Raw genomic sequence first — 25,060 nt, forward strand, 5'->3', positions numbered from 1 at the left:
TAGTACAAAGAATGCCTGAAAATAAAGTATAAACGCTAAAAATGAAACGCGTGAAAGCGAGTGCCCTGGGCAGAGAATTCAAGGGCTGGTGCCGGTAATTTGATCATGTTCGCTACGAAGATCAGCGTTTTAACAACTTTGGATCGCGTTCGTATGGCAGTAAGATCAAAGTCGAGTGAGAGGTAATATTGACGGTAGGGTGCGGCATAGCCGGCTTCGGTATTCTGGCGATCGCGTGCATAGATCATTCCTTCAGCACCATAGCCTGCTGCCAGGTTTAACCATTTCGGAAAGCGGATAAACTTGTCCATATCAACCGAAAGCCAATAGGTTTGTCCGTTGTAATCTTTTAGTATCTCGCTTGTCAGGCCATCACCCAGTACAGAAGGTCGTATCGTAGCATAGTCACTCCGTTGGAAGGAGAATTTGGGATATATACGAACTTCACTCCACAAACGTGTTTGTCCTAAATAGAAGGCAACACCGGCAGCATCGGCAATCAGGTCACCGGTAGAAGCACCATACGCATCGGAGAATCCGTCAAATATTTCAACGGGTACCAATACAGCAAAGCCTGCTATAGCTCCGATGAGGTCTGCTTTACGGGCCGGTACATTACACCATTGCATGCCGCGCGAAGTACCATAGCTCAGATAAAACGCAGAGTAAAAATGACCAATCTTATCAACCTGTTTCCACTCGGCATTATCATCGAAAAAACGAAACGACTGCCGGTCTGAATCTTTATACCAGAGATAATTTAACCCGGCAAGGGCCGTGGCGTAACCTGCTATACCGGTAATGGTGACTGTGCGTAATCGCTTTTTATTCACGGGGGGCAACGAGTCGGTCTGTGCAAACAACCAGCATGGTAAAAGAAAAAAAATAACAAACAGGCTGTGCTTATTCCGTACCATCATCCTCTTCCTTGATTGCATCGGTGTTAATGTTTGCTTTTTCTTCAGATGAAGATTGCTGTTGCTTCTTGCGCTTCTTACGTTCCGATATCCACAAGTCTTTAATCTCGTTGAAGCTTTGTGTGTGAATGATACTCGCCCCCGTTGTCATGGCAGTCTGGTTGTTAACCGAACTTAATATAGGGTTTACGTTCGTGCGACTATACATCTTTACCCGCAGCTTGCCATCAGCAGTTAACATGTAGTCAACTGTCCAGTCTCCTGCAAGACTTGAAGGATTTTGTTGGGTACCCGTAGAGTTCGTAGCGTTGTTGGATGTATTATAGGTACCATCACCGGTTACGCGCAAGCGACCGTTGAGGAAAGTATACGACATACGAAGCTGAAATGTATTGAAACTCTCGGCATCCATCGAACCTATATCTACATCTACTACAAGGTCTTCATCCACCTGGCTCATCCAATGGCTGAGCTGGTTGGAGAATAATTCACTGAGACTGTTTACAACGGACCCGCTGGTGCTCAGCGATTCGGCCGGTGAGAATTTGCGCAATACAATGAGACTGAATACCTGGCGCTTCAATTCCTGTTCATCAAGTTTATTCTTGAAGGCAGTAAAGAGCAGGTCGAGGTTAACAGTTTGTGTATTGGTCTGTACGTTTTTAGGAAGATCTTTAGCCGTGATGTCGAAGTTGATCTCCGGTGACAGCATCGGGCCATCCAACGTAAGTAATACCATTACCGGGTATCTGCGTTGCAGTTGTGGAGACTCTGTTATACTTACCGAAGGATCGCTCATGGTAACAAGCGGAGCAAACGATGCTAGCTGGTTGTAAGTCGCATCGATATCAACCGTTGCTTTATACGGATCGCCATACCAGGTAATGCGACTTCCCTTCTTAATAAGGAATTCTTTGTTGATGATGTCGTAGAGCGTAAAGTTATACCAGCCTTCGGTGAACTCGAACGGACCAAACATATTGAACTCTCCTTTGGTATCGAGCTGCAGGCGGAGATCTCCGACACCGCGTCCGCGAATGATATCGCCAGACTTCATATCGAATATAATTTCACAGTACGCGTCCGGAGTTACATCAAGGTTGAGGTCGAACGAGAGCCCGGTAATATTTACTTTCTTGCGAATGTTCTGCTTAACAGATTTGGTATAGGTTGAGTCTTTGAAGTTAACAAAGGTGATGAACTCTTTTTTGTTAACGGATGACGAGCCATTCAATGGTACATATATACGTGTATTCTTCTCGGTGCGTGCGTTGGATGATATACGAAGGTTCGAAAGAAGTCCGCTGAAATTGACATCGCCCGTAGCATAAGCCTGGCCATAGAAGAGACTGTTATCTTTCATCGATGTATTCAACACCTGGAAGTTCCGGAAATCGGCATCCATATTAATCGCCATGTTGGAGAAAGCCTGGTGCGTGATGGCTCCGTTCAGTCTGCCTTTGTTGCGCAGTATATCGGAGAGCTCTATATCTTTAAAGAAGATAGAGGTAGGCGTGAGCCCGATGATGCCGGTAAATCGATAGAGCGTTTTCAGATAGTTGATCATAATCTGACCATCTGATACTTTACCTTCACCGCGTATATCCGGCTCGGTAAGTTCTCCTGTAATTTTAAATTCGCCAGATATAGTTCCTCCGATCTGTGAGAAGAATTCTTCGAGGAAAGGTTGTACAATGTTAAGCTCTGCTTTGTCGAGGTTGGCCGTGAGGTTCAGCGGACTATATTCCCGCGAAGGATTGTAATCGCCCGCCACGTTCACAATGCGTGTACCCATGCGATCGATGAACAGGTTGATGTCCAGTTTATGTTCAACCGTGTCCCAATGATTCTTGCCGATTACATCACCGATCAGAAAATCGTCTACAGTAAAATTCTTTATACTCAAGTCGTTTTGAATAACCGGCTTCCGGTAGAAGTTGCTCATGTTGATGTGTGCATCCGTTACACCGGCAATCTTTTTATTGGTAAGTACATTGAACAGCGAGAGCTCGAGACTATCAATATATAGCGATATAACTTTGGATGGATCTTTGGATATCTTCCCATCGATTTTGATAGACTGTTGTTCATTCAGCAAAGCCAGGTTCGAAAATGTCCAATCGCTGCCGTTAATGGCTATATAATTATCCTTGGCAAACGACCACTTGCGTTCGAGTAATTGTAACTCGGAAGGAAGCATGGATATAACCGTACTGTCCTGCTGAAAATCTACACCACCCTGCAGACGCATATAGTTTGTTTGTCCGTCATGATCAGCATCCAGTGAAAAGTCGATGTGGTTACGGTTCCAGATTGCTTCAGCTAAAAGATTTTTAGTTTGCAGGTTTTTATTCAGAATCTGTTTGTCAGAAGTAACCGTGAGCATCGAGAGTACACTCGTGCTGTCGGATATCTTTGATACGGTTAATTCTATATTCGAGTTGATAAACGTTTTACCTTCATATTTCAGTGAATCAAATTCAGAGTATATATTGAAGATAGTGGTTCGGCCGCTGGTAAATTTGCCGTCAAACTTCGTGTTGGGCGAAAGACTCAGGTCAACATTAAAGAGATCGGTTATCGGTTTTATATTTTTCAGGTTGATGGCAAGTTGCGCCTGGTATGATTTTGGTCTTCTCGCTTTCTGACTATAGTATTCAGCAATTTGTTGCTTGTCGTTTTTCAGGTTCAGCAGAATTTCTTTTACCAGGGTCTCTACATCCGAAGATATTTCAGAGAAATAGTAATCACCTTTTGCTTCCACATCTACCAAAGTAGATTGTACCCGGAACAGCCGGTTGCTCTTGTCACGTTGCGCATCGAGTTGTATATCATCGAGCGAAAGCTCCTGGTCTTTATAGAGCACAACCAGGTTTTGTACATTGGCAGTTCCGCGAAGTGAGTCGAGCGTGAGTCCTTGTATATCGGCTTCCACCGTACCGTGCAAAAAGAGACTGTCGCGTGATAACTTGAGTCGGTGGAGGTATGCGGTATCGAGTTGCGCCTGAAACCTGATCTCATTGCGTTGATCGCGAAGATCCATGGAACCACGTACGGTAAGCTCAAGGTTTGGATCGTTGATCTTTACCAATCCCCGGAACAACCCCGTAGCAAAACGTGCATCGGTTGCTATGTTGGTATAATTATATCCTTTAATACCAATGGAACTGATCTTGCCATTCAGCAGAAAGTCAGCAGTACGTTGTGTAAGTCCTTTACCACTGATCTGTCCGTTAAGACTTACACGTTGATAGAAGGTTGTATCGCCCAGGTATTGTCCCAAATCAAAAGATGTAAGCGAGAGTTTACCTTTATAGATCGAGTAATCTATATTTTCTTCATTTACTTTCAAGTTGATATCCGAGCGTATCGTACCGAGTTTACTGGCAAACGTTCCGTTGGCAACAAAGTCAGTAGGGTAACCTAAAAATTGTCCGTGCATGCGAAGTATACCCAGCGGGCGAAGGCGATCGAGTGTACGATCGTTAAACAGAAAAGCAAAGTCGCGCGGATCGAAAATGGAATTCTGAACATTGAGGTTTATGAATGTCTCATTGAAGTTGGGCAACCCTTCCATATCCAGCGAACCGTTCAGGTTGGTATTACCTATACCGAGTTGCATTTTGCTGAGCTTGAACTTATCTACTCTTCCGTTAAATATACCACTGAGCTTCAACGGTTGGGTTATTCGGTTTACACCGGGAGCGAAAAAGTTCAGGTCCTTGGGATCGATGGTAGTGTTGGTGAGATTTGCGTGAATCTTTACTTTACTCACAAAGTCGTTCAGCTCGCGCAAGCCGTTGTAGCGAAATACAATGGTATCGGAAACCGTACTTTCACCGGCTTGCAGATTGAGTCCGGTAAATTCCATACCGCCTTGCGAAATTCGAAAGAACGTAGACAACTGGTTTACCCTGAATTTTGTTTTCAGGTCTTGCGTGATCAACGTGCGCACAAAGAATTCGGTGGTATCACCGAGTACAACAAAGCTGTTGAGGTGACCTTCATCTACTGCGAGTGAAAAGTGATTATAGTCGAAACCATTCCGTATCGTATCCTGGTCCTGGTTGATATAGGTGAACTGGCTCTGGTTGAGAAAAGCTTCACCAATGTTAATACGTGGAGGTTTGCCGGTACCCTTACCTCCGGATGAATATCCTTCGTTTATCCGGTTGATGAAGACATTGATGTTCAGATCGCGTGAAGTGTCAGACTCGTGGATCTTGGTAAGGTATACATGGGCGCTGTCAACATAAATACCATCGATGTTAACGTTGTTGTTTTCGAGAAGCTGTGAGAGTTTAAAGTTGATAAGGATCTCTTTGGCCCCGATCATCCGGTTGCCTTCGAGATCGTAGACGTTAACTCCGGTAAGCTCGAGACGGTCGAACCAGAGCATACGGAATCCTTTAACAGTTGAAGGAAAACCAACTACTTCGGTAAAATTTCGCAGAAACCGGGAGGCCAGCCAGTTTTGAACAGGCGGCATTTGCAGCACTAAAAAACCTGATATGAGCAGGAATATAAGGGCTGTAAAAAGATAGGCGAGTATCTTTCGAATTCTATTTTTGATAACTTGCCGGTTCATTCTAACTACACATGCGTCCCGTTATCCTTGCCATTGAGTCTTCGTGCGATGAAACATCTGCCTCCGTTATACGAAACGGCAAGGTACTTAATAATATTATCGCCTCACAGGCAGTCCACCAAAAATACGGAGGAGTGGTTCCTGAACTCGCCTCACGTGCACACCAGCAAAACATAGTAGCGGTGGTGAACGAAGCGATGGAAACATCGGGCATCAGCAAAACAGAACTTGATGCCATTGCGTTCACCCGCGGACCGGGATTGATGGGAGCGTTGTTGGTGGGTGTATCGTTTGCCAAAGGGATGGCGATGGCGCTCAATATTCCGATGATCGAAGTGAATCACATGCAGGCACATGTGCTTGCGCATTTCATTGACGATCCTAAACCATCGTTTCCGTTTCTTTGTCTCACGGTAAGTGGCGGACATACGCAGATCGTATTGGTAAAAAGTCACCTCGATATGGAGGTAATCGGACAAACGCAGGATGATGCTGTAGGGGAGGCGTTTGATAAAGCAGCCAAGATCATGGGACTTCCTTATCCGGGTGGACCGCTGATCGACAAGTATGCCCAGTCGGGAAATCCGAAGGCCTATAAATTTTCGGAAACGGTTATGCCGGGACTTGATTTTTCTTTCAGCGGAATCAAGACAGCATTCCTATATTTCCTTCGCGATGAAAAGGCCAGCAACCCTAACTTCGTAGAAGAACATGTCAACGATATATGTGCCAGTCTGCAACAGCATCTTGTTAATATGTTGCTCACGCGGGTGCGTCAGGCCAGCGAGCAAACCGGTATAAAAAATATAGCCATAGCCGGAGGTGTTTCTGCCAACTCCGGGTTGCGCAAAGAGTTAAAAGCACTTGGCGATAAACAAGGATGGAATATATTTATACCTTCGTTTGAGTATTGTACCGACAACGCAGCCATGATTGCCGTAGCGGCACACTATAAATACCTGAAGAGCGATTTTTGTTCGCTCGATGTTACTCCGTTGGCTCGCATGCCTTTATCTTAAGTTGAACGGTTTAAGCGTAAAGCTGTAAACGTTCTGCTTGTATACTTTGAAGATGTAGCGCGATGAAAAGTATTGCAACAACACAACAAGAACACCGCTATACCGTTCAACCGCAGGACGTGGCTGCCTTTCATGGCGAAGTGGTACATCCGGTTTGTTCTACCTTTGTATTGGCACGAGAAATAGAATGGACAACCCGCCTGTTTGTGCTGGCGATGAAAGAGGATGATGAAGAAGGTATCGGAACACAGGTGAGTATTGATCATAAAAGTCCTGCGTTTGTCGGAGAAGAAATTATCTTTACTGCCAAGATCGAAAGCCTTCGTGACCATGAACTGATCTGCAGTTACAAAGCGATGGTACACAACCGGCTCATTGCCAGTGGCCAGACAGGACAAAAGATTTTAAAGAAAGAAACTCTCAAAAGAATTTTTACCAGGTGAAAGTAAAAATCAGTTTCGTACAACTGTATTTATACCGGTAACCCTATATTTGAATAAGTGAAGATGAAACAACGTTTTTCTGATAATATTAATATAAAGAACCGCCAGGCCAGTTTTGAATTTGAATTACTAGACAAGTATGTGGCGGGCATGGTGCTGATGGGCACGGAAATTAAATCGATCCGCGAAGGCAAAGTAAACCTGCAGGACGGGTATTGTTACTTTGCCAATGGTGAACTGTTTGTGAAGGGAATTAACATTACTCCGTATGCACAGGGTACACACTATAATCACGCTGCTACCCGCGAGCGAAAGCTGCTGCTGAAACGTTCGGAGATAAAAAAACTGGAAGGCAAGATTGAAGAGAAAGGATTGACGTTGATCCCCACCAGACTTTTTATCAACGACCGCGGACTTGCCAAGTTGGAGATTGCTATAGGAAGGGGTAAGAAACTTCACGATAAGCGCGACAGTATACGGGAGCGTGATGCCAAGCGTGAGTTAAATCGTATTAAGCTAAAGTAAACGGAGGTTTTCATAATGGAGAATATGAATTATGGTGTTTGTCGCCTGAGCGTATTGTCAGTACGGGCAGAAGCTTCTGATAAAGCTGAGCAGACAACACAGCTTCTGTTTGGAGATCATTACGAAGTGATTGACCAGTCGAAAGACAAGAACTGGTTGCGCATCCGCATTCATTTTGATCAGTATGAAGGATGGATCGACAGCAAGCAACACCATGCTGTATCGAAAGACTACTTTGATTACCTCGATAAATCAGAATTTAAAATTACCACCGATCTTACTTCGAGCATGCTCTACAATAAGAGCCCGCTGGTAATTCTTATGGGGAGTATGATACCCATTTCAAGTTCGGAGCTGTTCAAGATGGAAGAACAGTTTGCATTTAATGGTGAAGCTAAAAATGTAGGACTGAAGCGTGAGTATGAATACCTGCGAAATATAGCAGTAAAGTATATCAATGCTCCCTACCAGTGGGGTGGCAAAAATCCGTTTGGTATAGATTGCTCCGGCTTTACGCAGATGGTATTCAAGATAAGCGGGTATAAACTACTCCGCGATTCTTCGCAGCAGGCCAATCAGGGTAAAGCTGTAAAAGATTTTGCAGAGGCTCGTCCCGGTGATTTGGCTTTCTTTAAAAATGCAGAAGGAAAAATTATACACGTTGGAATTGTATTGCATGAAGATAAAATCATTCATGCTTCCGGACGCGTTCGTATTGATCAATTCACATCCGAAGGAATCGTCAATAGCGAAACAAAAGTATTGACGCACACATTGTCTCATGTAAGACGCGTGCTCACCGAGTAATGGGTACGATCGTCTTCAGATCAAAATAACATCAATCAGTTTTTCCGGTAGGCCAGCATAGTTCATCGCACTGCTATAGAGATAATCTTCAGGCGATAGTACAATGCCGGCCTTTACGGGATTGTTGTGGATATATTCCAGACGTTGTTCCACCATTACATTTGTATTTAACTCAATCGGATGGGAGTGTTGCTCCCAGAACTGGTATATTTTATTGTTAGGATTATACCGGCCGGTACGTTCAAACATCCACATCAATAAATCCTTGCGACTTTCCTGCGGATTGTCTTTTACAGCCTCGATGATTTTGACGGAAGTATATTTCTTAATGTCACGAACGATTCCCTCCAGGGGAGCCTTGCCACGTCTGCCAATGATCATGTGGACATGATTAGTCATGATACAGTAGGCGTATAGATCCAATCCTTTGTGTTGCTGACAGTATCGCAGACTATCCATGAATATATCCCTATATTCTCTTCGGGTAAAAACATCCAGCCATCGAATGACGGTAAAGGTCACGAAATATAATTGATCCTGATCCCGGATCTTGTACTTACGACTCACAGCTAACGTTTAAATTTTTACAATAGTATAGTAAATATACACCTGGCGCAAGTCTGAAGACTTGTGCCAGCACTGAAACCAGTCTTCAGACTGGTAAAATTATATTTTGGTATTTAGAAAAATAGCCCAAGTCTGAAGACTTGGAACATATATAGGCACAAGTCTTCAGACTTGCGCCAGTTATGGGGTAACTACTCTTGCAAAAGCATCCCGTATATAAATCCGGGATACCCAGATAGTCGACTTATTCGGATTTACTTCGATCGATTCAAGAATCCCACCGCATCGAACATTTTTTCCTATATATCGCGAAGGATGAATCGGCTCCTTATAAACAAAGTACTCAAAGCACAGAATTGTCGTTTTCGATTTGTTAGCCGTAGTCGTCATTCCTTTTAATATACCATTGTGCATAACAAATTTTAATGAGTTATATCCTAGCGCAGTACTGTCGATACAAGGATGTGCCGGCATAACAATCCATTGTCCTACATGGCGGTTGGCATTTTTTGTAAAATCATCGTATGTCATTTGGTTGGCAGTCACCATACCTGCAGCCGAAAAGATATTCATATAGGTGACAATCCCTCGGATATCGGAAGAGTCGTTTCGCGTTGAGCTGAGAAGCTGGTTGGTTTTTTCAAACGCGCTTTTGAAGTCTTCATTCTGAAGATAAGGAATAACGCTTTTAAAGTCGTCATGTGTAATTACCTGGGCGTGGATCACACCCGGTAAAAATATAAGTATACCGATAGCAAGAAACTTCATGGTGAGGAATAGCGAAGTTGTAACGAGACGCTATAGTTCACTAACGGAATATAGTTATGGTCAGATATCTACCGGCATTACTTTTTTTCCATGCTTCAACAGACCCGCTACATCTTCATGTGCCCCGGTAAAAGGACCCGACGATTCAATTTTCAAGGTAGCCATTGCCGCACCAAATTCTCCGGCTGTTTGCAGGTCTGCATTCCGGACGCGTTGGTATAGATAACCCGCCATATAGGTATCACCACAACCTGTAGCATCGGTCACGGTTTTAGGGAGATAAGCTGGTATATCGTAAAACGTATTTTGATGGTATACCACGGAACCTTTGCTGCCGAGTGTAATGATAACTTCCTTCACCCCCCAGTCGGCCAGTATCTTCGATCCTTCACGAACATCACTACTGCCGGTAAGAACTTCCATTTCGTGTTCGTTGGCTTTCAGAATATCAATATAGGCAAGTGCTTCGCGTTTGGCAGGCCAGTCGATGGCCAGTACATTTTCGTTTTCTACTTTACGCAGATAACCTTGTACATCGAGGGATACGATACTTTTTTCTGCAAGGTACTTGATAACTTCCGTAGAGATGTCGTCAGCCAGCAGCGGACCAAGGTGAAATATTTTGGCCTGTACATCCGCTAATTGTTCTATTGTAAAGGGATCAGCCGTTTGTAAAACCCGCTGTGTACGATGATCAACGTTGTGCGAGTAAATATTTTCGAAGTATACTGTATGCGCACTCGGTAGGGCATTTACATCGATGCCTTTAGCACGAAGTTCCGTTACGAACTTCATTTCACTTTCTGCAAGCGCAGTTACCAGCGTGTACTTGATAGCCATGTTTTTAATGGCGTTAGAGAAGTAGAAAGAAGTACCGCCCGCCATGTGAACGGTTGATTTTGGAGTAACTACTTTGTCAAGCGTAATGTGTCCGATGCAGCAGATGTCAAACATAATTTTAACAAGATCAGTGGGCGGTCGGGGCAGGGCCGCCTTTAAAAGCCTCAAAAATAGTAAAGATTGTGATCAATCGCTGAATTTCTTAAAATACCGTTTGCAATGCCGTAATTTTCGCATAATGTTAAAAGGGACGTGTCGCATGGCTGACGCGATAGCGTTGTCATTTCGGAGAGGCAAAGGGCAGGTAATCACTGTCAATCCATTTCACATCATACTCACTGCTATAAAAGAAGTATTTCCCATCCGGAGAGAAGTTAGGACAATACTCATACGTTGGTGTATTAAACCGCTTGCCCATGTTCGCAGCGGGAAGCCATTCGTGATGCTTTTTTTGTGAGTAATATAGATCAGCTTCGCCGTAACCGCCCGGACGGTTGTATGATGTAAATATGATCGATTGTTCATCAGGCGTGATGAGCGGATCGTGTTCATCGGTTGCTGTATTGATGGCTGCACCAAGGTTTTCCGGCGAAGTATATTTACCATTCACCAATTTACTCCTGTATAGATCGAGACCACCGTAACCGCCTTTTCGAGTAGAGGCAAAGTATAAATTGCCGTTTGCTGCTATCGATACGTAATACTCTGTGCTATCAGAATTTACGTTCTCAATATTTTCGGGTGCCGACCATGTACCATCAACGTTAGGATACACTTTCCAAATGTCGTAATCGCTAATCGTGTCGTTTTTATTTTTGGGTCGGTTAGATATATAGTATATCGCTCCATCAGGGAGGATGAATGGATCAGCCTGCGAATATTCTGCTTCCGAAAATGGCGCTATAGTAACGGTATATTTTGCTTCGGGGTTTAATGTTACCTGGTATATATCCCATTTACCTTTCTTTGCACGACAGAAGTAATATGTCTTTCCATCCGGAGAAAATGCTGAATTGAAATCAAGTGAATCAGAAGAAACGACACCCGGTAAAAATTTTAACACCACAGAGTCGGGAAGTGGTGTCGGGTAGGAGATGACCTCTTCATTTTTAGGAGCACAGCCGATAATGAATAAGATAAGTAGAATGTATATAGGTACAGAAGCCTTCATTGTTTATGCAGGATTGGTAGATTCTTTTTTACGATGATAATACCTGCGAGCTTTGTCATTGCTTCCACATACCTGCATATTGCACCAGCGTCTTTTGCCATTTTTTGTTGTGTCAAGAAAAAGCCACCTACAGGTTGGACATTCTTTAATTCTTTCAAATGATTGTGATGAGAGTATATCAAAAGCATTTTTAATAAGGAGGTATAGAGGTTCTTTCAAAATCGTCTTTTCCGAAACAGCAAATGATGTAGTAACCTCTGTCCGACCAACATCTATACGCATATTGGAAAGAGCTTCTGAAAGAAGACCATTGAAAGCATCCATCGCTCCTTTATCCGCCTTTCGATGTTGCGCCAGGGAAGAGAACAGTGTAAAGATCACTTCACGTGCTTCGACCACCTGTCGCAACGTATCTGCCGATTTTCGTACATGACTTTCATAGAAAATGCTGATAGCATGAATCCTTCCCTTTGACAGTAATCCGATCTTTTCGCTCCATTGTATGAAGTCATTATACTTCGTCAGGTAATCGAAATAGTCAGGATCATTCCGGTTGCTAATGGTATTGGTGAAATCAAAGACCGGGCAACCTCCATCGAGTTGAAGACTGGCAATACTTCTCATTTTATAAATCTATAATATTTTACCGTTAAAATCAATTTAGATGGTGATAAATTTACCTGTACAAGTTTACCGACTTGTACCTATAGTGCCGACAGTCGTCTCCAGACTGTCAAATATTTCTATTATAAAATCAACCCACTATTATTAAATTAACCTCTTAATAAGCTGCATTGAGTTATTTTATGAGAAACAAACAGCAACCGCTTTTTCTAATAGTATTTCTTTCTATACTATTTGTCTATTCAGGAACACATGCCGAAGTACGCCTTCCGCGATTGATAAGCGATGGCATGGTAATGCAAAGAGATACCAAGGTAAATGTGTGGGGCTGGGCTGCAGCCAATGAGAAAGTTACAGTTCGGTTTCATGATAAAGTATATACTGCTGAAGCCGATGCCAAGGGAAATTGGTCCGTAACATTACCTGCCATAAAAGCTGGTGGCCCCTATACCATGAGGGTGGAGGCGAGCAACGTAATTGAGATAAAGAATATTCTGATTGGCGATGTCTGGGTTTGTTCAGGACAGTCTAACATGGCCTTGCCAATGGAACGTGTTAAGGAACGATATGCTGAAGTTATTGCAACCGCAGAGAACCCTGCAATACGTCATTTCTTTATAGCAACACAATACGATTTTAAAAATCCGTTTGAAGATATACCTTCCGGAAACTGGATGAGTGCTACACCCGAGAGTGTTCTTAAGTTCAGCGCTACGGCATACTTCTATGCCAGGTCTTTATATGAAAAGTATAAGGTGCCAATCGGATTAATTAATGCCAGCGTAGGTGGATCACCTGCAGAAGCATGGCTAAGTGCCGATGCATTAAAAAAGTTTCCCGAACACCTGAAAGAAGCAGAGCGTTTTAAACGTGATGCTTTGGTGGACAGTATACAAACAACGGAGCGATCAATAAGTCGCACGTGGTATAATAATATATACAAAAATGATAAAGGATATCAGGAGCAAAAGAAATGGTATGACAGCACGTATCGCGATGCACATTGGCCCGTTATGAATATACCCGGCTATTGGCATGATCAGGGATTGAAGGATTTGAATGGCGTTGTGTGGTTCAGAAAGGAATTTACTGTCCCCGCTACCATGGTTGATAAGTCGGTAAAGCTATACCTTGGTTGTATTGTGGATAGCGATTCAGTATATGTGAATGGCAAGATGGTGGGGACTACAGGATATCGATATCCACCTCGCAGATATACTATACCGGAGCAAGTACTAAAGCCTGGCAAGAATGTCATTGTAATACGTGTGATCAACAATGCAGGTAAAGGCGGTTTTGTTGAAGACAAGGCGTATCAGATCACCAACGGGACAGAAACAGTTGACCTACGTGGTGCCTGGAAATATCAGGTTGGTACAGTAGCCCAGCCGTTAGCTCCTACAACCTTTATGCAATATAAGCCGGGAGGACTATTTAATGCTATGATATCGCCCTTGCTTCGTTTTCCGATAAAAGGAGTGATCTGGTACCAGGGAGAATCCAATACAGCCCGTGCCGACAGCTATTATGCTATATTCAGCACGTTGATCGGAGACTGGCGTAACCATTGGCGTCAAGGCAATTTTCCTTTTCTGTATGTACAACTGAGTAACTATGCGCCCATTGCATTGTCAGAGAGTGGCTGGCCAGCTTTGAGAGATGCACAATTAAAAACATTGTCGGTTCCAAATACGGGTATGGCCGTTACAATAGATATAGGGGAGTGGAATGATCTTCACCCGCTGAACAAAGAAGATGTAGGAAAACGTTTGGCACTTGCAGCACAACATATAGCCTATGGTGACAAGCGCGTAGTATACTCCGGACCAATATATCAATCAAAGGAAATAAAAGGCGGTAAAGTTGTTTTATACTTTACAAATACCGGCAGCGGACTAATCTCAAAAAACAATGAGCCATTAAAGTATTTTGAAGTAGCAGGAGCTGATAGAAAGTTTGCTCAGGCTCAAGTAAAAATTACAGGCAATACGATTACAGTATGGAGTGAACAGGTTAAAAATCCTGTTGTTGTTCGGTATGCATGGATGGACAATCCACAAGGGGCAAATCTGTATAACAAACAAGGACTTCCTGCATCTCCATTTATGTCAGAGTAGCTGGCGCAAGTCTATCGACTTGTGCCACCCATGTCGCCAGTCTCCAGACTGGCAAAAGAGCATTTAGAAAAGATTAATAAGTACAATCACAAACAAAAGAATCGAGGATGCCAAAATCTTAGCATGAAGTTTTTTAGACCGGGTGGTTCGTGTCACCAACACAGTAATGATAGCACATACAAGACCTAGTAAGAATATATAGCTCAAAGGTATTCGGTCTGTAGCCAGGTAATCTTCAAGTACCATTCTCAGACCATAAAACGGAACAAAAATAATTTAGCGCGAAGAATATCATATCCTGCTTGCTTTGAGAAGCCACCTTGTTTTCTTTTTTCGGAGTGCTGTCGATGGGTTCGGTCATTTCAAACGATTAGGAGCTAAATATATTGAATTGTTTCAATTTCATTCGGCAGAAGTTCCTGTCAGGTAATAAGATATAAAACGAGAAGGGGCTCACTGGGAGTTCTAGCCATTAACAATTGAGAATTGTTCACATCCTTTATATAACAATTTGTGGAAGCTTTATACTTTAATTACTTGTAGAGATAAATTCTATACTCTTTAAAGCATCGTTTTTTATGTGCCCTGGATTTGACAATTCAATGACGATCCTCTTTCCATATTGTCCGACCAGGCATGATTCAGTTAGTTGGCCGCACCGAAGTTCAAGAATTGCAGCTTCGCCATCATCAAAGAAATCCCACCTGCCTTGTATGCGTTGTTTGTTGTATTGTAAGGAGAACGTTCCGTCCCAGTCAAGCACCAACGAACCGGTAGCAGTGCTGCACGAATTGCCATTCTTCAATTTGCAGTCATTGATACTATATCGTCCATAGTATTCGTGATCACAAGAGCAAATGGCAGCCATTAGGATAATGATACCAGAAATTTTGACAAAAAAACGAAACATGAAGATAGTCGAGTATTCAAATGCCGGTGTGATTTACTATGAGCGTGAGAGAAATTAGAGCGACCTGGTTTTATAAACAGGCTTAATGACTGACCACTTCTCGCCTTTTTTATTTATTCTGTAGTGCATCCTGTAATCACATAAACAATCACACCTAGAAGAATCAATGGCTGGTAAGAACGTTAGTAGTAACGTATCTTCTCTTATAGAAGCTGTGCCTGTGAAATCCATGCAGCAGTCTTTTATGAAATTAAACGCTATAAAAATTGAATCATTTTGTTCGCGTTTAACGAGGTCATAGAACTCATCACCCAGGTGTTCCTTTAAGGTTTCGCGGCTTGGGAATTTTCCTTTCTCGTCATCACATAGATGTTCACATTTTACTTTGACCCAATCAGCCACTGGTATAGCTTCACTCTTTTCTGCGACAGACTGTTGTTTTGTTGTTTTTGCTGTTTCGGTTGTTCGGTTACCCCCGTTACACATTACTAGTATTGTAAGAACTATAGTGGCATATATATACTTCATATGGATTCGATTACATTATTATGGACGAAAATTGGTCATTATCCAGGTGAAAGCCAAAAAGATAATAATCGTTGATGTTAATGAACCGTATAATAGACCCCAACCAATTTTTTTTAAAGGACTGGTCTCTTGAGTCGGTAAGTATTTAAGTGCGAATCCTAATAACAAGCTGCTGAAAAGTATTATTACTATCACAGCAAAGTTGTTCAGAGGTTCGAACACTTCCAATACTCTTATACCATGATGTACAAATTTTCAATTTGAATCATAAAGTATATATTTTGTCTCTGTCTTTTAAACAGATAAAGTATAAAAAAGTATAAAGCTGTGTTACTGCTGCTAATCATCAGAGTCCCGGAGGCCGGGCGGAGGCTGGTGACTCTGATGGGGCATCACTGCTTTTATATTTAATCTCTTAAGATGTATTATCGAATTACCATTTCTTGCTCACTTTTGTGTTTTGTTTTAATTAGCCGTTACTTTCATGGAAACAATTCCGTTACAAAAATTAAATACGATGCCAGAACAAATTGAGCTCAACGATACCAGCAGGCTGCAGGAAATAGCGGCCATCAAACAGTTGGTAGAGGATGCTGCAAAATATCAGAACGATCCGGACCGCTTTCTTCCTCTTCACGCCAACGATGTTGTCATTGTCAACTTTGCCGGAAAGCGCGTCCTCGGGCGTGATGCGTTGGAGCAGGCCATGCGGAAAGCGCTGTCAGGTCAACTGGCAAAAGTAGTCACGACTAACGTTGTTGAAAACATCATTTTCCTGCGATCCGATGTTGCGTTAGTGAATTGTATCAAGCACGTATCAGATAATCGAGATTCGATTGATGGTAAGGGAGCTGCTCTTCCGTCAGAGAAAGGTGCCCTAACCTATATATTGGTGAAAGGCGAGGAGGGATGGAAGATCAGTCTGGCTCAAACAACGCCCATAATAACGCTTTAATCAAAATAGGTCGGTTTCGAAGAGGGTTAGCAAAATATCGAGTCCGGACTGAGTCTCCCACCTCGGGGACTCAGCGGCATCGAGAGCGCAACCTCGGTTAATCAAGCAGTGCTTTGGATAAGTCAATATTTTCAAGTTCCATGTAGTTCAGTACTTCATATATACCTTGCTGCCCTGATAGATAGTATCGTGCAGAACTGTGTACATAGTCTTGAGGTTGCTGGACCAGACTCCATTTACCTCGATAAGGATTCTCATGAATATAATTCAGTTTTTGCTCCAGAAATTTATCAGAAGAACATTCTTTCCAGTCAAAGGAGGGCTCAAAGACTTCATGAAGTTTGCCTTTGAGTTTTTCATTTTTATTAACAAATGACGATAGCTGTGTCAATACATCATGATGCCCGAGTTTCTGGAGTCTTTGAACCAGCTCATAAGCCATAAAGCGTTTTCCGTTTCCAACAATAGCGTTAATGGATTGCCCTTGTGTATTTCTAAAAGCCAGCAATGCATGTACATGGTTAGGCATGATAACATATCCTGTTATGTAATGACCTTTTTTCTTGAGATAGTCGAACCATTTGTAAACGGAGTCATATCCGTTACAAATTTCAAACAGTGGTAGCCAGCGGCAGCATGTAAAGGTTATAAAATATATACCACTATATTCTGTAATTTCTTTTCGTACACTCATGAGTTTTGTTAACGGCTAACGGAGTTTTAGTTTAAAAAATATTTTGTTGTTATGTCTTCGTGCGTGCTTCCGCTAGAGTCCTCGAGGCGAGAGACTCTGCGGAGACGTCTGTCATATAGTTTTGACAGAGATTCTTAGAGCGTCCGAGCTGAGTCTCCCGCCTCGGGGACTCAGCGACATGGAAGCACAACCTTAACTAATCAAGCAGTGCTTTGAATAAGTCTATATATGTTAGTTTTTCTCTTACAAAACTTCTATGCAGCAACGCAAAATATTTTGTTGGTCTGTCTTTGTGTGTGCTTCCGCCAGAGTCCTCGAGGCGAGAGACTCTGCAGAGACGTCTGTCATATAGTTTTGACAGAGATTCTTAGAGCGTCCGAGCTGAGTCTCCCGCCTCGGGGACTCAGCGACATGGAAGCACAACCTTAACTAATCAAGCAGTGCTTTGAATAAGTCTATATATGTTAGTTTTTTTCTTGCAAAACTTCTATGCAGCAATGCAAAATATTTTGTTGGTCTGTCTTCGTGTGTGCTTCCGCCAGAGTCCTCGAGGCGAGAGACTCTGCAGAGACGTCTGTCATATAGTTTGACAGAGATTCTTAGAGCGTCCGAGCTGAGTCTCCCGCCTCGGGGACTCAGCGACATTGATAGCCGCAACCTTAATTATCAAGCAGTGCTTTGGCTAAATCTATATGTTAGTTTTGCCTTCCAAAACTTTCTGCAACAAAGCAATCTTCTCATCCTTCTCTTTCAAAAGAGCTTTATATAGCTCTTCTTTTTCCGCATTCAATTTTCGGATTTCATCTAACGGACTTAACGTACATTGATAGTTCATATTAGCTGCAGCATAATCGTTAAAAGTATTATTGATTATGCTGAAGACAGCTTCCTCACTAAAATTCTTAATCGCCTCAGCCGGTACCTTCAACGCAGCAGCAAGTTCATCCAGCGAAGCTGCATCTATAATTTCTTTATTCTCCAGCATGGAGATTTTCTTTTGCGACCAGTCGCCACCGAGTTGGTCGGCAAGCGCTTCTTGTTTGAGGCCTAACATTTCGCGGAAACGTTTTACATTTCTTCCCTGGTGTATGGTGCGTTTATCGTTTGTCATGTGTCAAATATAGCAGTTAAAAGGTGATCAAATATATTCTAAATTATCCATTTAACCGGATATGATTTCTGAAATACGAATGCGTATATACACCGTGGTAAACGCTACTTGCAGCCGTAATCAAAAACCAAACAATGATGAATTTTTGCATTAATCAACCTTTCGGGAAACTTAATCCCAACGACCTGCAAAGTATACGGCACATGGTGCGCGAGTTCTGCAGTACTCATGATGCCGACAGCATATATATTGCTCTGTGGGATATGCTCAAATGTGCACTCTGCAGTACGGAGACTTCGCACTGGGACGAGCAGAAACGCGCCGAGTATATATTCATCTTTGAAACCCTGGCCCAACTGATCGAAGCCAGCTATGCATTGGAAGGTTTGTTGGAAAAGAATCCGGAGTTATATTCTGTTTGCTGTCAGATCGTTTCGAGAAAGTGAGGATATAGGGATGGTTAAGAGCGCCTAAGTAGTAAAGGCGTAGAACTGCTACTAATCACCAGTCACAGCTCGAAGAGTCCGAAAGTCGGGAAGTCCGGAAGACGGGTAGTCTGTACGCTGAAGTGAATCGCTATACTAAAACGCACCGTCTTCCGGACTTCCGGTCTTCTCATGCTTCCGGACTTCTTTCCGCAGAACCACTCATCCCCAAATCGCCAACACTCACATCCTCAGTCGATTTTTCGCAAAAAGAAGGCGCCCAATAACGTTGTTTCGTAAGCAGATAGCCATTATCTTTCAATCATGAACAGCAGGGTATTGGTACTTAATCAGGACAACAGCCCACTAATGGTATGCTCCGTTGAGCGTGCCTTTATTCTGGTGTTCCTCAACAAAAGTGAAATGGTGCGGACTGCCAATGGGCACAAGCTTCATTCTGTGAGCAAAAGTTATCCAATGCCATCAGTTATTCGTCTCAACCGATATGTTAACGCCCCTTACAAGGGCGTTAATCTTACCCGGCAGAATATATTCAAGCGCGACAATTACGAGTGCCAGTATTGCGGCACAAAAAAGGAACTTACAATCGACCATGTCATACCCCGCGCTCGCGGTGGTGGCGATACCTGGTTGAATCTTGCTACGGCCTGTAAAAAATGTAACGCCAAAAAAGGAGACTATACTCCGGAAGAGGCGAACATGCCGTTGCGCAGAAAACCTCATAAACCCTCTTACTCCATTTTCCTGAAAGACCACATGAACGGTCAGGCAGGCGAGTGGGACTCTTTTCTCACAGGCCATCACGGTCATCATTAATTTTTTAATATTTATTCATGTTTAGTCTTCAAAAGAAAACAGCCGCCATTACGGGCGGAGGCAGTGGCATCGGTAAAGCCGTTGCAGAAGTATTTGCGCAGCAGGGAGCTGAAGTTTTTATTCTTGATCTTAACAAAGCGGCAGCAGAAGAAGTAGCCAAGGCAATTCAGGCGAAAGGAGGCAAGGCGCATGCGTTCGCTGTGAATGTAGCAGACAACAAGCAGACAAAAGATGTTGTAGCGGCTATAGCACAACAAGCCGGTCGTGTAGATATACTCGTGAACAGTGCGGGAGTATCGCATATAGGACGTTTGGACAATACTACGGAGGAAGATTTCGATCGTGTATTTACGGTTAACGTAAAGGGAGTATATAACATGATGCAGGCTGTTATATTCCAGATGAAACAGCAGGGTGGTGGTGTAATTGTAAACCTCGCATCGATTGCCAGCAGTGTAGGTTTACCTGACCGCTTTGCATACTCGATGAGTAAAGGTGCTGTGCTCACCATGACATTATCGGTAGCGAAAGATTACCTGAAAGATAACATTCGTTGCAATTGTATATCGCCGGCACGCGTACATACCTCGTTCGTTGATAACTTCATTGCCAAGACTTATCCCGGACAAGAGAAAGAGATGTTCGAGAAGCTTTCCAAAACACAACCGATCGGCCGCATGGGCAAGCCGGAGGAAGTTGCAGCGTTAGCTTTATACCTTTGCTCAGACGAAGCTTCGTTTGTCACGGGCACCGACTATCCTCTGGATGGTGGCTTTATCCGCCTGAACAATTAATAAACCGTGAGCGTACGGATGCAGGTGTTTCTTATGCAGATCGTTTTTAGAAAACTCGCATAAAACTATACATTTGTCCTTTCGGTACGCCACTCTCTATAACCAAATCAATTAATAACCCAAAAGAACACACGCACACGGGCCTATATTGTTGTTTGTTTGCTTATAGTCAAAATGACTAGCAGTGAATATGAGACAGCACTATAAGAATAAATACGGTGTGCTGTGTACAGGAACTGTTTACAACTAACGTCTAATAATAAAAGATGAAATTACTTCGCTTTGGTGAACCGGGCACTGAAAAACCCGGAGTACTGGTTAACAATGAAATCGTAGATGTATCTGCTTTCGGTGAAGACTTCGGTGAGAAGTTTTTTGAGACAGGTGGTGTGGCGCGTTTGCAGGAGTGGCTGAAGAAAAATACTTCATTGCCGAAGGTGGGTAAAGATGTACGGATCGGTGCTCCGTTTACGCGTCCGTCAAAGATCATTTGCGTAGGACTAAACTATACCAAGCACGCGCTGGAGTCGAAGATGGATATACCGAAGGAGCCGATCATCTTCTTCAAATCTACTACAGCATTGGTTGGACCAACCGATGATCTGATCATCCCTCGCAACAGTACAAAAACAGACTGGGAAGTTGAGCTTGCAGTTGTTATCGGCAAGAAGGCTTCGTATGTAGAAGAGAAAGATGCTCTGGACTACGTAGCAGGTTTCTGTCTGCACAACGACTATAGCGAACGCGAGTATCAGTTGGAGCGCAACGGTCAGTGGGTAAAAGGAAAGAGCTGCGATACATTTGCTCCGATGGGGCCTTATATAGCAACAACTGATGAGCTGCCAAACTATAACAAGCTGCACATGTGGCTGAAAGTTAACGGACAGATGATGCAGGATAATAATACCGATGACATGATCTTTGAAGTGCCGTTCCTGGTAAGCTATATCAGCCAGTTTATGACGTTGCTTCCGGGTGATGTAATATCTACCGGTACGCCTGCAGGTGTAGGCCTCGGTTTCAAACCTCCTATATACCTGAAGAAAGGTGATGTAATCGAACTGGGTATAGAAGGTCTGGGTGAACAACGCCAGGTAGCAAAGTAAATCTTTGCTGATTATCTGCAACGATATATAGTATTAAAGTAACACCTATAGCTATACATGCCTGCTATTGATGCGCACCAGCATTTCTGGAAATATAATCCGGTAAAAGATGCCTGGATTACGGATGACATGAAGATCATTCAACGCGATTTTCTCCCGGAGGATCTGGCGCCTGTGCTGAAAGCCAATGGTATAGATGGATGTGTAGCAGTGCAAGCCGATCAGTCGGAAGAAGAAACCAGTTTTCTTCTTTCGCTGGCGGATAAGTATGATTTCGTAAAAGGAGTTGTAGGCTGGGTTGATCTGCGTGCCGATAATCTTGCTGAACGACTTTCCTACTTTTCAAAGTATAAAAAGCTGAAGGGGTTTCGTCATATTATACAGGGCGAGCCTGCCGGCTTTATGAGCGATCGCAAATTTATACAAGGTGTAAAGAAGCTCGCTGATTTTAATTTTACGTACGATCTGCTGCTATACCATCACCAGTTACCCGAAGCGATTCAGTTTGTGCAGCAGCTTCCGGAAGTACAGATCGTTATCGATCATCTCGCCAAACCATCTATCCGCACCGCAGATATAGCGGCCTGGAAGCGTGATACAGCTTCGATTGCTGCATTCAAAAATATACATTGTAAACTATCGGGAATGGTAACGGAAGCCGACTGGAAGAACTGGAAGGCGAATGATTTTACTCCGTACCTCGATGTGTTATTTACTGCTTTTGGAACGGAGCGAATCCTATACGGATCAGACTGGCCCGTGTGTCTCGTGGCTGCCACGTATAAGCAGCAATTATCGATTGCTCAAACGTATCTTTCTACATTTTCGGAGCATGAAAAGACGCTCGTGATGGGTGAAAATGCCAGGAAGTTTTATAATCTTTAGGCATGGATTTAAATCTCAAAGACAAAATAGTTATTGTAACGGGCGGTGCGAAGGGCATTGGTGAAGGCATCGTGGAAGTATTGGCGAAAGAAGGTGCTGTGCCTGTGATCGTTGGAAGAAATGAAGCAGACAATTTAGTCACGCTCAATAAAATTTCAGGAAAAGGTTTTCAGGTAGTAGCAGAGCTTACCGATCCGCAGCAAAGTAAAGATGCCGTTGATGCTGTACTACAAAAATATGGAAGGATAGATGGCCTGGTGAACAATGCCGGAGTAAATGATGGCGTTAACCTGGAGAACGGAAGTTACGAAGCCTTTATGGCATCGCTTCATAAAAACCTGGTACACTATTACCTTATGGCGCATTACGCATTGCCAGCATTGAAAAAATCGAAAGGATCTATCGTAAATATAGGTTCGAAGACTGCTGAAACGGGGCAGGGTGGTACATCTGCGTATGCCGCATCCAACGGTGGCCGCAATGCATTAACGCGCGAGTGGGCGGTTGAATTACTGAAGTATGGTATACGTGTAAATGCTGTGATCGTAGCAGAATGCTATACTCCGCTCTATGAAAAATGGGTACAGACTTTACCGAACCCCGAAGAAACTTTACAACGCATCACTGAAAAGATACCGCTCGGCAAACGCATGACTACTTCTGAAGAGATTGCAAATGCTGTAGCGTTTTTACTCTCCGATAAATCCAGTCACACAACCGGACAACTTATCTATGTAGACGGAGGTTATGTGCATCTCGACAGAGCACTGTCCTGAGGGTCTGAAAAAATTATATAGTCACCTACAACCAAAACAATACCATGCCGATCGTAAACACCGAAACTATAACCACGAGCGAGTCGGTTACCGCCAATCGTTCTTACCTCATTCCATTTATACTGGTAACAAGTTTATTTTTCCTCTGGGGACTTGCTAACATAATGAACTCTGCGCTTATCGCACATTTTCAGCCGGTGTTTGAGATCAGTCGTGCACAGGCTTTGTTGGTGGAAACTGCTTTCTATTTAGGATACTTCACCATTGCTATACCAGCAGGTTTATTCATGGAAAAGTATAGCTATAAAAAAGGTATACTCTTCGGATTGTTACTCTATGCAGGCGGTGCTTTACTATTTATACCCGCAGCCAAGCTGATGACGTTCGGTTTCTTCCTGGTAGCGCTATACGTTATTGCGAGCGGACTTGCATTCCTGGAAACAGCAGCCAATCCGTATGTAACTATATTAGGAAAACGCGAAACGGCCGTACAGCGTCTTAACCTGTCACAATCGTTTAACGGTGCCGCGCTTGTGTTCGGTCCGTGGATTGCAGGTCATTTTATATTCTCCGGTAACGAAGGAGCCATGGATACACTTGCAGCCAAGCAACAAGCTGCTGATGCCGTTATACTGCCCTATGTAATGCTCGCCGGTATAGTATTGTTTGCTGCGCTTTTGTTCTTTATAACCAAAATGCCGGAGCCTTCCAAAACATCTACCCTGCGTTTTGACAAAAGTATATTTAAGGAACGTCACCTGATGTTCGCGGTAATAGCACAGCTTTTCTATGTAGGCGGACAGGTAGGTATATGGGGAATCACTATTAACTACGTTACCGAGTTGATTCCTGAAACAAGTAAAGAGGTTGCTTCCAAATACTATATGCTTGCCGGTACACTGTTATTCGTGTCAGGCCGGTTTTTAGGAACGTTCTTTATGACATATATAAAAGATCACAAGCTGTTGACTATATATGCAGCGATTACGTCATCCCTGTGTGTTGTCGGCATTTTTGCACACGGTGAAATAGCGGTTTACGCCCTGTTGGCAACCAACTTCTTTATGTCGATCATGTTCCCGACTATATTTGGTTTGGGAGTTCGTAATCTTGGTGAGTCAACCAAACTCGGTTCATCGCTTATTATCATGTCCATTGTGGGGGGCGCGATTCTGCCTCCGTTAATGGGTGTATTTGCTGATACTATAGGTATACAGCAATCGTTGATTATTCCTGCGTTATCGTTCCTGGTAGTACTGTTCTACGGAGCGAACGGTTATAAATTGAATCACGCCAAATAAAGATGAAGCGCTATAGCCTTGCACTTGATTTAAAAGATGATCCTCAACTCATAGCTGAGTATGAGGATCATCATAAAAAAGTCTGGCCAGAAATACTGAAGAGCATTCGCGATGCTGGTATAGATTCCATGGAAATATACCGTACAGGCAACCGCCTTTTCATGATCATGGAAGTAAACGATACCTTTTCATTCGAGAAGAAATCCAAAGCCGACAGTACCAACCCTAAGGTACAAGCCTGGGAAGCGCTGATGTGGAAATACCAGCAGCCCCTCCCGGTAGCCAAACCCGGAGAGAAATGGATCATCATGGAAAAGATCTTCGAATTGCCCGCTCGTTAGTATATACCTTT

25 protein-coding genes are annotated in these 25,060 nt (G+C 43.3%); 14 read left to right on the forward strand and 11 right to left on the reverse strand.

Annotation, left to right across the window (positions count from 1 at the left end; all coding sequences use genetic code 11):
• Positions 1-35: 35 nt before the first annotated feature.
• Positions 36-938 carry a DUF2279 domain-containing protein gene (locus ACFQ21_RS15900; RefSeq protein WP_377580263.1) on the reverse strand — a complete coding sequence of 301 codons (903 nt, stop codon included), beginning with the start codon at positions 936-938 and terminating at the stop codon, positions 36-38.
• Positions 904-5,406 (reverse strand): translocation/assembly module TamB domain-containing protein, encoded by a 4,503-nt coding sequence (locus ACFQ21_RS15905; protein WP_377580264.1) that lies wholly within the window; start codon positions 5,404-5,406, stop codon positions 904-906. Before ACFQ21_RS15905 ends, ACFQ21_RS15900 begins: the two co-directional genes overlap by 35 nt.
• 110 nt (positions 5,407-5,516) lie before the next feature.
• Between ACFQ21_RS15905 and tsaD the strand changes: the two genes are divergently transcribed.
• The 4 genes from tsaD (at position 5,517) to ACFQ21_RS15925 (ending at position 8,299) form a co-directional block, all read left to right on the forward strand.
• Positions 5,517-6,524 carry a tRNA (adenosine(37)-N6)-threonylcarbamoyltransferase complex transferase subunit TsaD gene (gene tsaD, locus ACFQ21_RS15910; protein WP_377580265.1) on the forward strand — a complete coding sequence of 336 codons (1,008 nt, stop codon included), beginning with the start codon at positions 5,517-5,519 and terminating at the stop codon, positions 6,522-6,524.
• Between the two features lie 62 nt (positions 6,525-6,586).
• The gene (locus ACFQ21_RS15915) at positions 6,587-6,967 is read left to right on the forward strand and encodes a thioesterase family protein (RefSeq protein ID WP_377580266.1); all 381 of its coding nucleotides are present in this window, start codon (positions 6,587-6,589) and stop codon (positions 6,965-6,967) included.
• Positions 6,968-7,030: 63 nt separating this feature from the next.
• Positions 7,031-7,492, forward strand: a complete 462-nt coding sequence (gene smpB / locus ACFQ21_RS15920) for an SsrA-binding protein SmpB (protein ID WP_377580267.1) — start codon at positions 7,031-7,033, stop codon at positions 7,490-7,492.
• 15 nt (positions 7,493-7,507) lie between these two features.
• Positions 7,508-8,299 (forward strand): C40 family peptidase, encoded by a 792-nt coding sequence (locus tag ACFQ21_RS15925; RefSeq protein ID WP_377580268.1) that lies wholly within the window; start codon positions 7,508-7,510, stop codon positions 8,297-8,299.
• Positions 8,300-8,314: 15 nt separating this feature from the next.
• On the opposite strand, the gene ACFQ21_RS15930 is transcribed toward ACFQ21_RS15925, so the two are convergent.
• From ACFQ21_RS15930 to ACFQ21_RS15950, 5 genes are all read right to left on the reverse strand, one after another.
• Positions 8,315-8,866 (reverse strand): REP-associated tyrosine transposase, encoded by a 552-nt coding sequence (locus tag ACFQ21_RS15930; RefSeq protein ID WP_377580269.1) that lies wholly within the window; start codon positions 8,864-8,866, stop codon positions 8,315-8,317.
• A 180-nt stretch (positions 8,867-9,046) separates the two neighbouring features.
• Entirely contained in the window at positions 9,047-9,634 is a 588-nt protein-coding gene (locus ACFQ21_RS15935) for a hypothetical protein (RefSeq protein WP_377580270.1), read from the reverse strand.
• Positions 9,635-9,694: 60 nt separating this feature from the next.
• Positions 9,695-10,588: a PfkB family carbohydrate kinase gene (locus ACFQ21_RS15940; RefSeq protein ID WP_377580271.1), complete on the reverse strand. Its 894-nt coding sequence runs from the start codon at positions 10,586-10,588 to the stop codon at positions 9,695-9,697.
• A gap of 166 nt (positions 10,589-10,754) precedes the next feature.
• The gene (locus tag ACFQ21_RS15945) at positions 10,755-11,645 is read right to left on the reverse strand and encodes a hypothetical protein (protein ID WP_377580272.1); all 891 of its coding nucleotides are present in this window, start codon (positions 11,643-11,645) and stop codon (positions 10,755-10,757) included.
• Positions 11,646-11,648: 3 nt separating this feature from the next.
• Positions 11,649-12,269, reverse strand: a complete 621-nt coding sequence (locus tag ACFQ21_RS15950; protein ID WP_377580273.1) for a CGNR zinc finger domain-containing protein — start codon at positions 12,267-12,269, stop codon at positions 11,649-11,651.
• Positions 12,270-12,451: 182 nt separating this feature from the next.
• Here ACFQ21_RS15950 and ACFQ21_RS15955 point away from each other — a divergent pair, with 182 nt between their 5' ends.
• A complete protein-coding gene (locus tag ACFQ21_RS15955; RefSeq protein ID WP_377580274.1) occupies positions 12,452-14,386 on the forward strand; it encodes a sialate O-acetylesterase in 1,935 nt (644 codons plus the stop codon).
• 529 nt (positions 14,387-14,915) lie between these two features.
• Here the strand turns inward: ACFQ21_RS15955 and ACFQ21_RS15960 are convergent.
• On the reverse strand, positions 14,916-15,254 hold the full coding sequence (locus ACFQ21_RS15960; RefSeq protein WP_377580275.1) for a hypothetical protein: 339 nt from the start codon (positions 15,252-15,254) through the stop codon (positions 14,916-14,918).
• 96 nt (positions 15,255-15,350) lie between these two features.
• Positions 15,351-15,824: a hypothetical protein gene (locus tag ACFQ21_RS15965; protein ID WP_377580276.1), complete on the reverse strand. Its 474-nt coding sequence runs from the start codon at positions 15,822-15,824 to the stop codon at positions 15,351-15,353.
• A gap of 517 nt (positions 15,825-16,341) precedes the next feature.
• On the opposite strand from ACFQ21_RS15965, the gene ACFQ21_RS15970 reads away from it, so the two are divergent.
• Positions 16,342-16,779, forward strand: coding sequence for an SgcJ/EcaC family oxidoreductase (locus ACFQ21_RS15970; RefSeq protein WP_377580277.1), 438 nt, complete (start codon positions 16,342-16,344; stop codon positions 16,777-16,779).
• Positions 16,780-16,876: 97 nt separating this feature from the next.
• Here the strand turns inward: ACFQ21_RS15970 and ACFQ21_RS15975 are convergent, their stop codons facing one another.
• Together ACFQ21_RS15975 and ACFQ21_RS15980 are read right to left on the reverse strand one after the other, a co-directional pair.
• Entirely contained in the window at positions 16,877-17,473 is a 597-nt protein-coding gene (locus tag ACFQ21_RS15975; protein ID WP_377580278.1) for a transposase, read from the reverse strand.
• A gap of 688 nt (positions 17,474-18,161) precedes the next feature.
• Positions 18,162-18,584 carry a helix-turn-helix transcriptional regulator gene (locus tag ACFQ21_RS15980; RefSeq protein WP_377580279.1) on the reverse strand — a complete coding sequence of 141 codons (423 nt, stop codon included), beginning with the start codon at positions 18,582-18,584 and terminating at the stop codon, positions 18,162-18,164.
• Positions 18,585-18,718: 134 nt separating this feature from the next.
• Here ACFQ21_RS15980 and ACFQ21_RS15985 point away from each other — a divergent pair, with 134 nt between their 5' ends.
• The 8 genes from ACFQ21_RS15985 (at position 18,719) to ACFQ21_RS16020 (ending at position 25,049) form a co-directional block, all read left to right on the forward strand.
• Positions 18,719-19,030: a hypothetical protein gene (locus tag ACFQ21_RS15985; protein WP_377580280.1), complete on the forward strand. Its 312-nt coding sequence runs from the start codon at positions 18,719-18,721 to the stop codon at positions 19,028-19,030.
• Positions 19,031-19,333: 303 nt separating this feature from the next.
• A complete protein-coding gene (locus tag ACFQ21_RS15990) occupies positions 19,334-19,846 on the forward strand; it encodes an HNH endonuclease (protein WP_377580281.1) in 513 nt (170 codons plus the stop codon).
• A 17-nt stretch (positions 19,847-19,863) separates the two neighbouring features.
• Positions 19,864-20,640, forward strand: a complete 777-nt coding sequence (locus ACFQ21_RS15995) for an SDR family NAD(P)-dependent oxidoreductase (RefSeq protein ID WP_377580282.1) — start codon at positions 19,864-19,866, stop codon at positions 20,638-20,640.
• 266 nt (positions 20,641-20,906) lie between these two features.
• Positions 20,907-21,746, forward strand: coding sequence for a fumarylacetoacetate hydrolase family protein (locus tag ACFQ21_RS16000; RefSeq protein ID WP_377580283.1), 840 nt, complete (start codon positions 20,907-20,909; stop codon positions 21,744-21,746).
• 57 nt (positions 21,747-21,803) lie between these two features.
• Entirely contained in the window at positions 21,804-22,631 is an 828-nt protein-coding gene (locus tag ACFQ21_RS16005) for an amidohydrolase family protein (protein ID WP_377580284.1), read from the forward strand.
• Between the two features lie 2 nt (positions 22,632-22,633).
• On the forward strand, positions 22,634-23,407 hold the full coding sequence (locus tag ACFQ21_RS16010) for an SDR family oxidoreductase (RefSeq protein WP_377580285.1): 774 nt from the start codon (positions 22,634-22,636) through the stop codon (positions 23,405-23,407).
• A gap of 44 nt (positions 23,408-23,451) precedes the next feature.
• The gene (gene fucP, locus ACFQ21_RS16015) at positions 23,452-24,708 is read left to right on the forward strand and encodes an L-fucose:H+ symporter permease (protein ID WP_377580286.1); all 1,257 of its coding nucleotides are present in this window, start codon (positions 23,452-23,454) and stop codon (positions 24,706-24,708) included.
• A gap of 2 nt (positions 24,709-24,710) precedes the next feature.
• Positions 24,711-25,049 (forward strand): L-rhamnose mutarotase, encoded by a 339-nt coding sequence (locus ACFQ21_RS16020; protein WP_377580287.1) that lies wholly within the window; start codon positions 24,711-24,713, stop codon positions 25,047-25,049.
• The last annotated feature ends 11 nt before the right edge of the window (positions 25,050-25,060 follow it).

The organism is Ohtaekwangia kribbensis (assembly GCF_042676245.1).
In the GTDB taxonomy this organism is placed as follows: Bacteria; Bacteroidota; Bacteroidia; order Cytophagales; family Cyclobacteriaceae; genus Ohtaekwangia; species Ohtaekwangia kribbensis.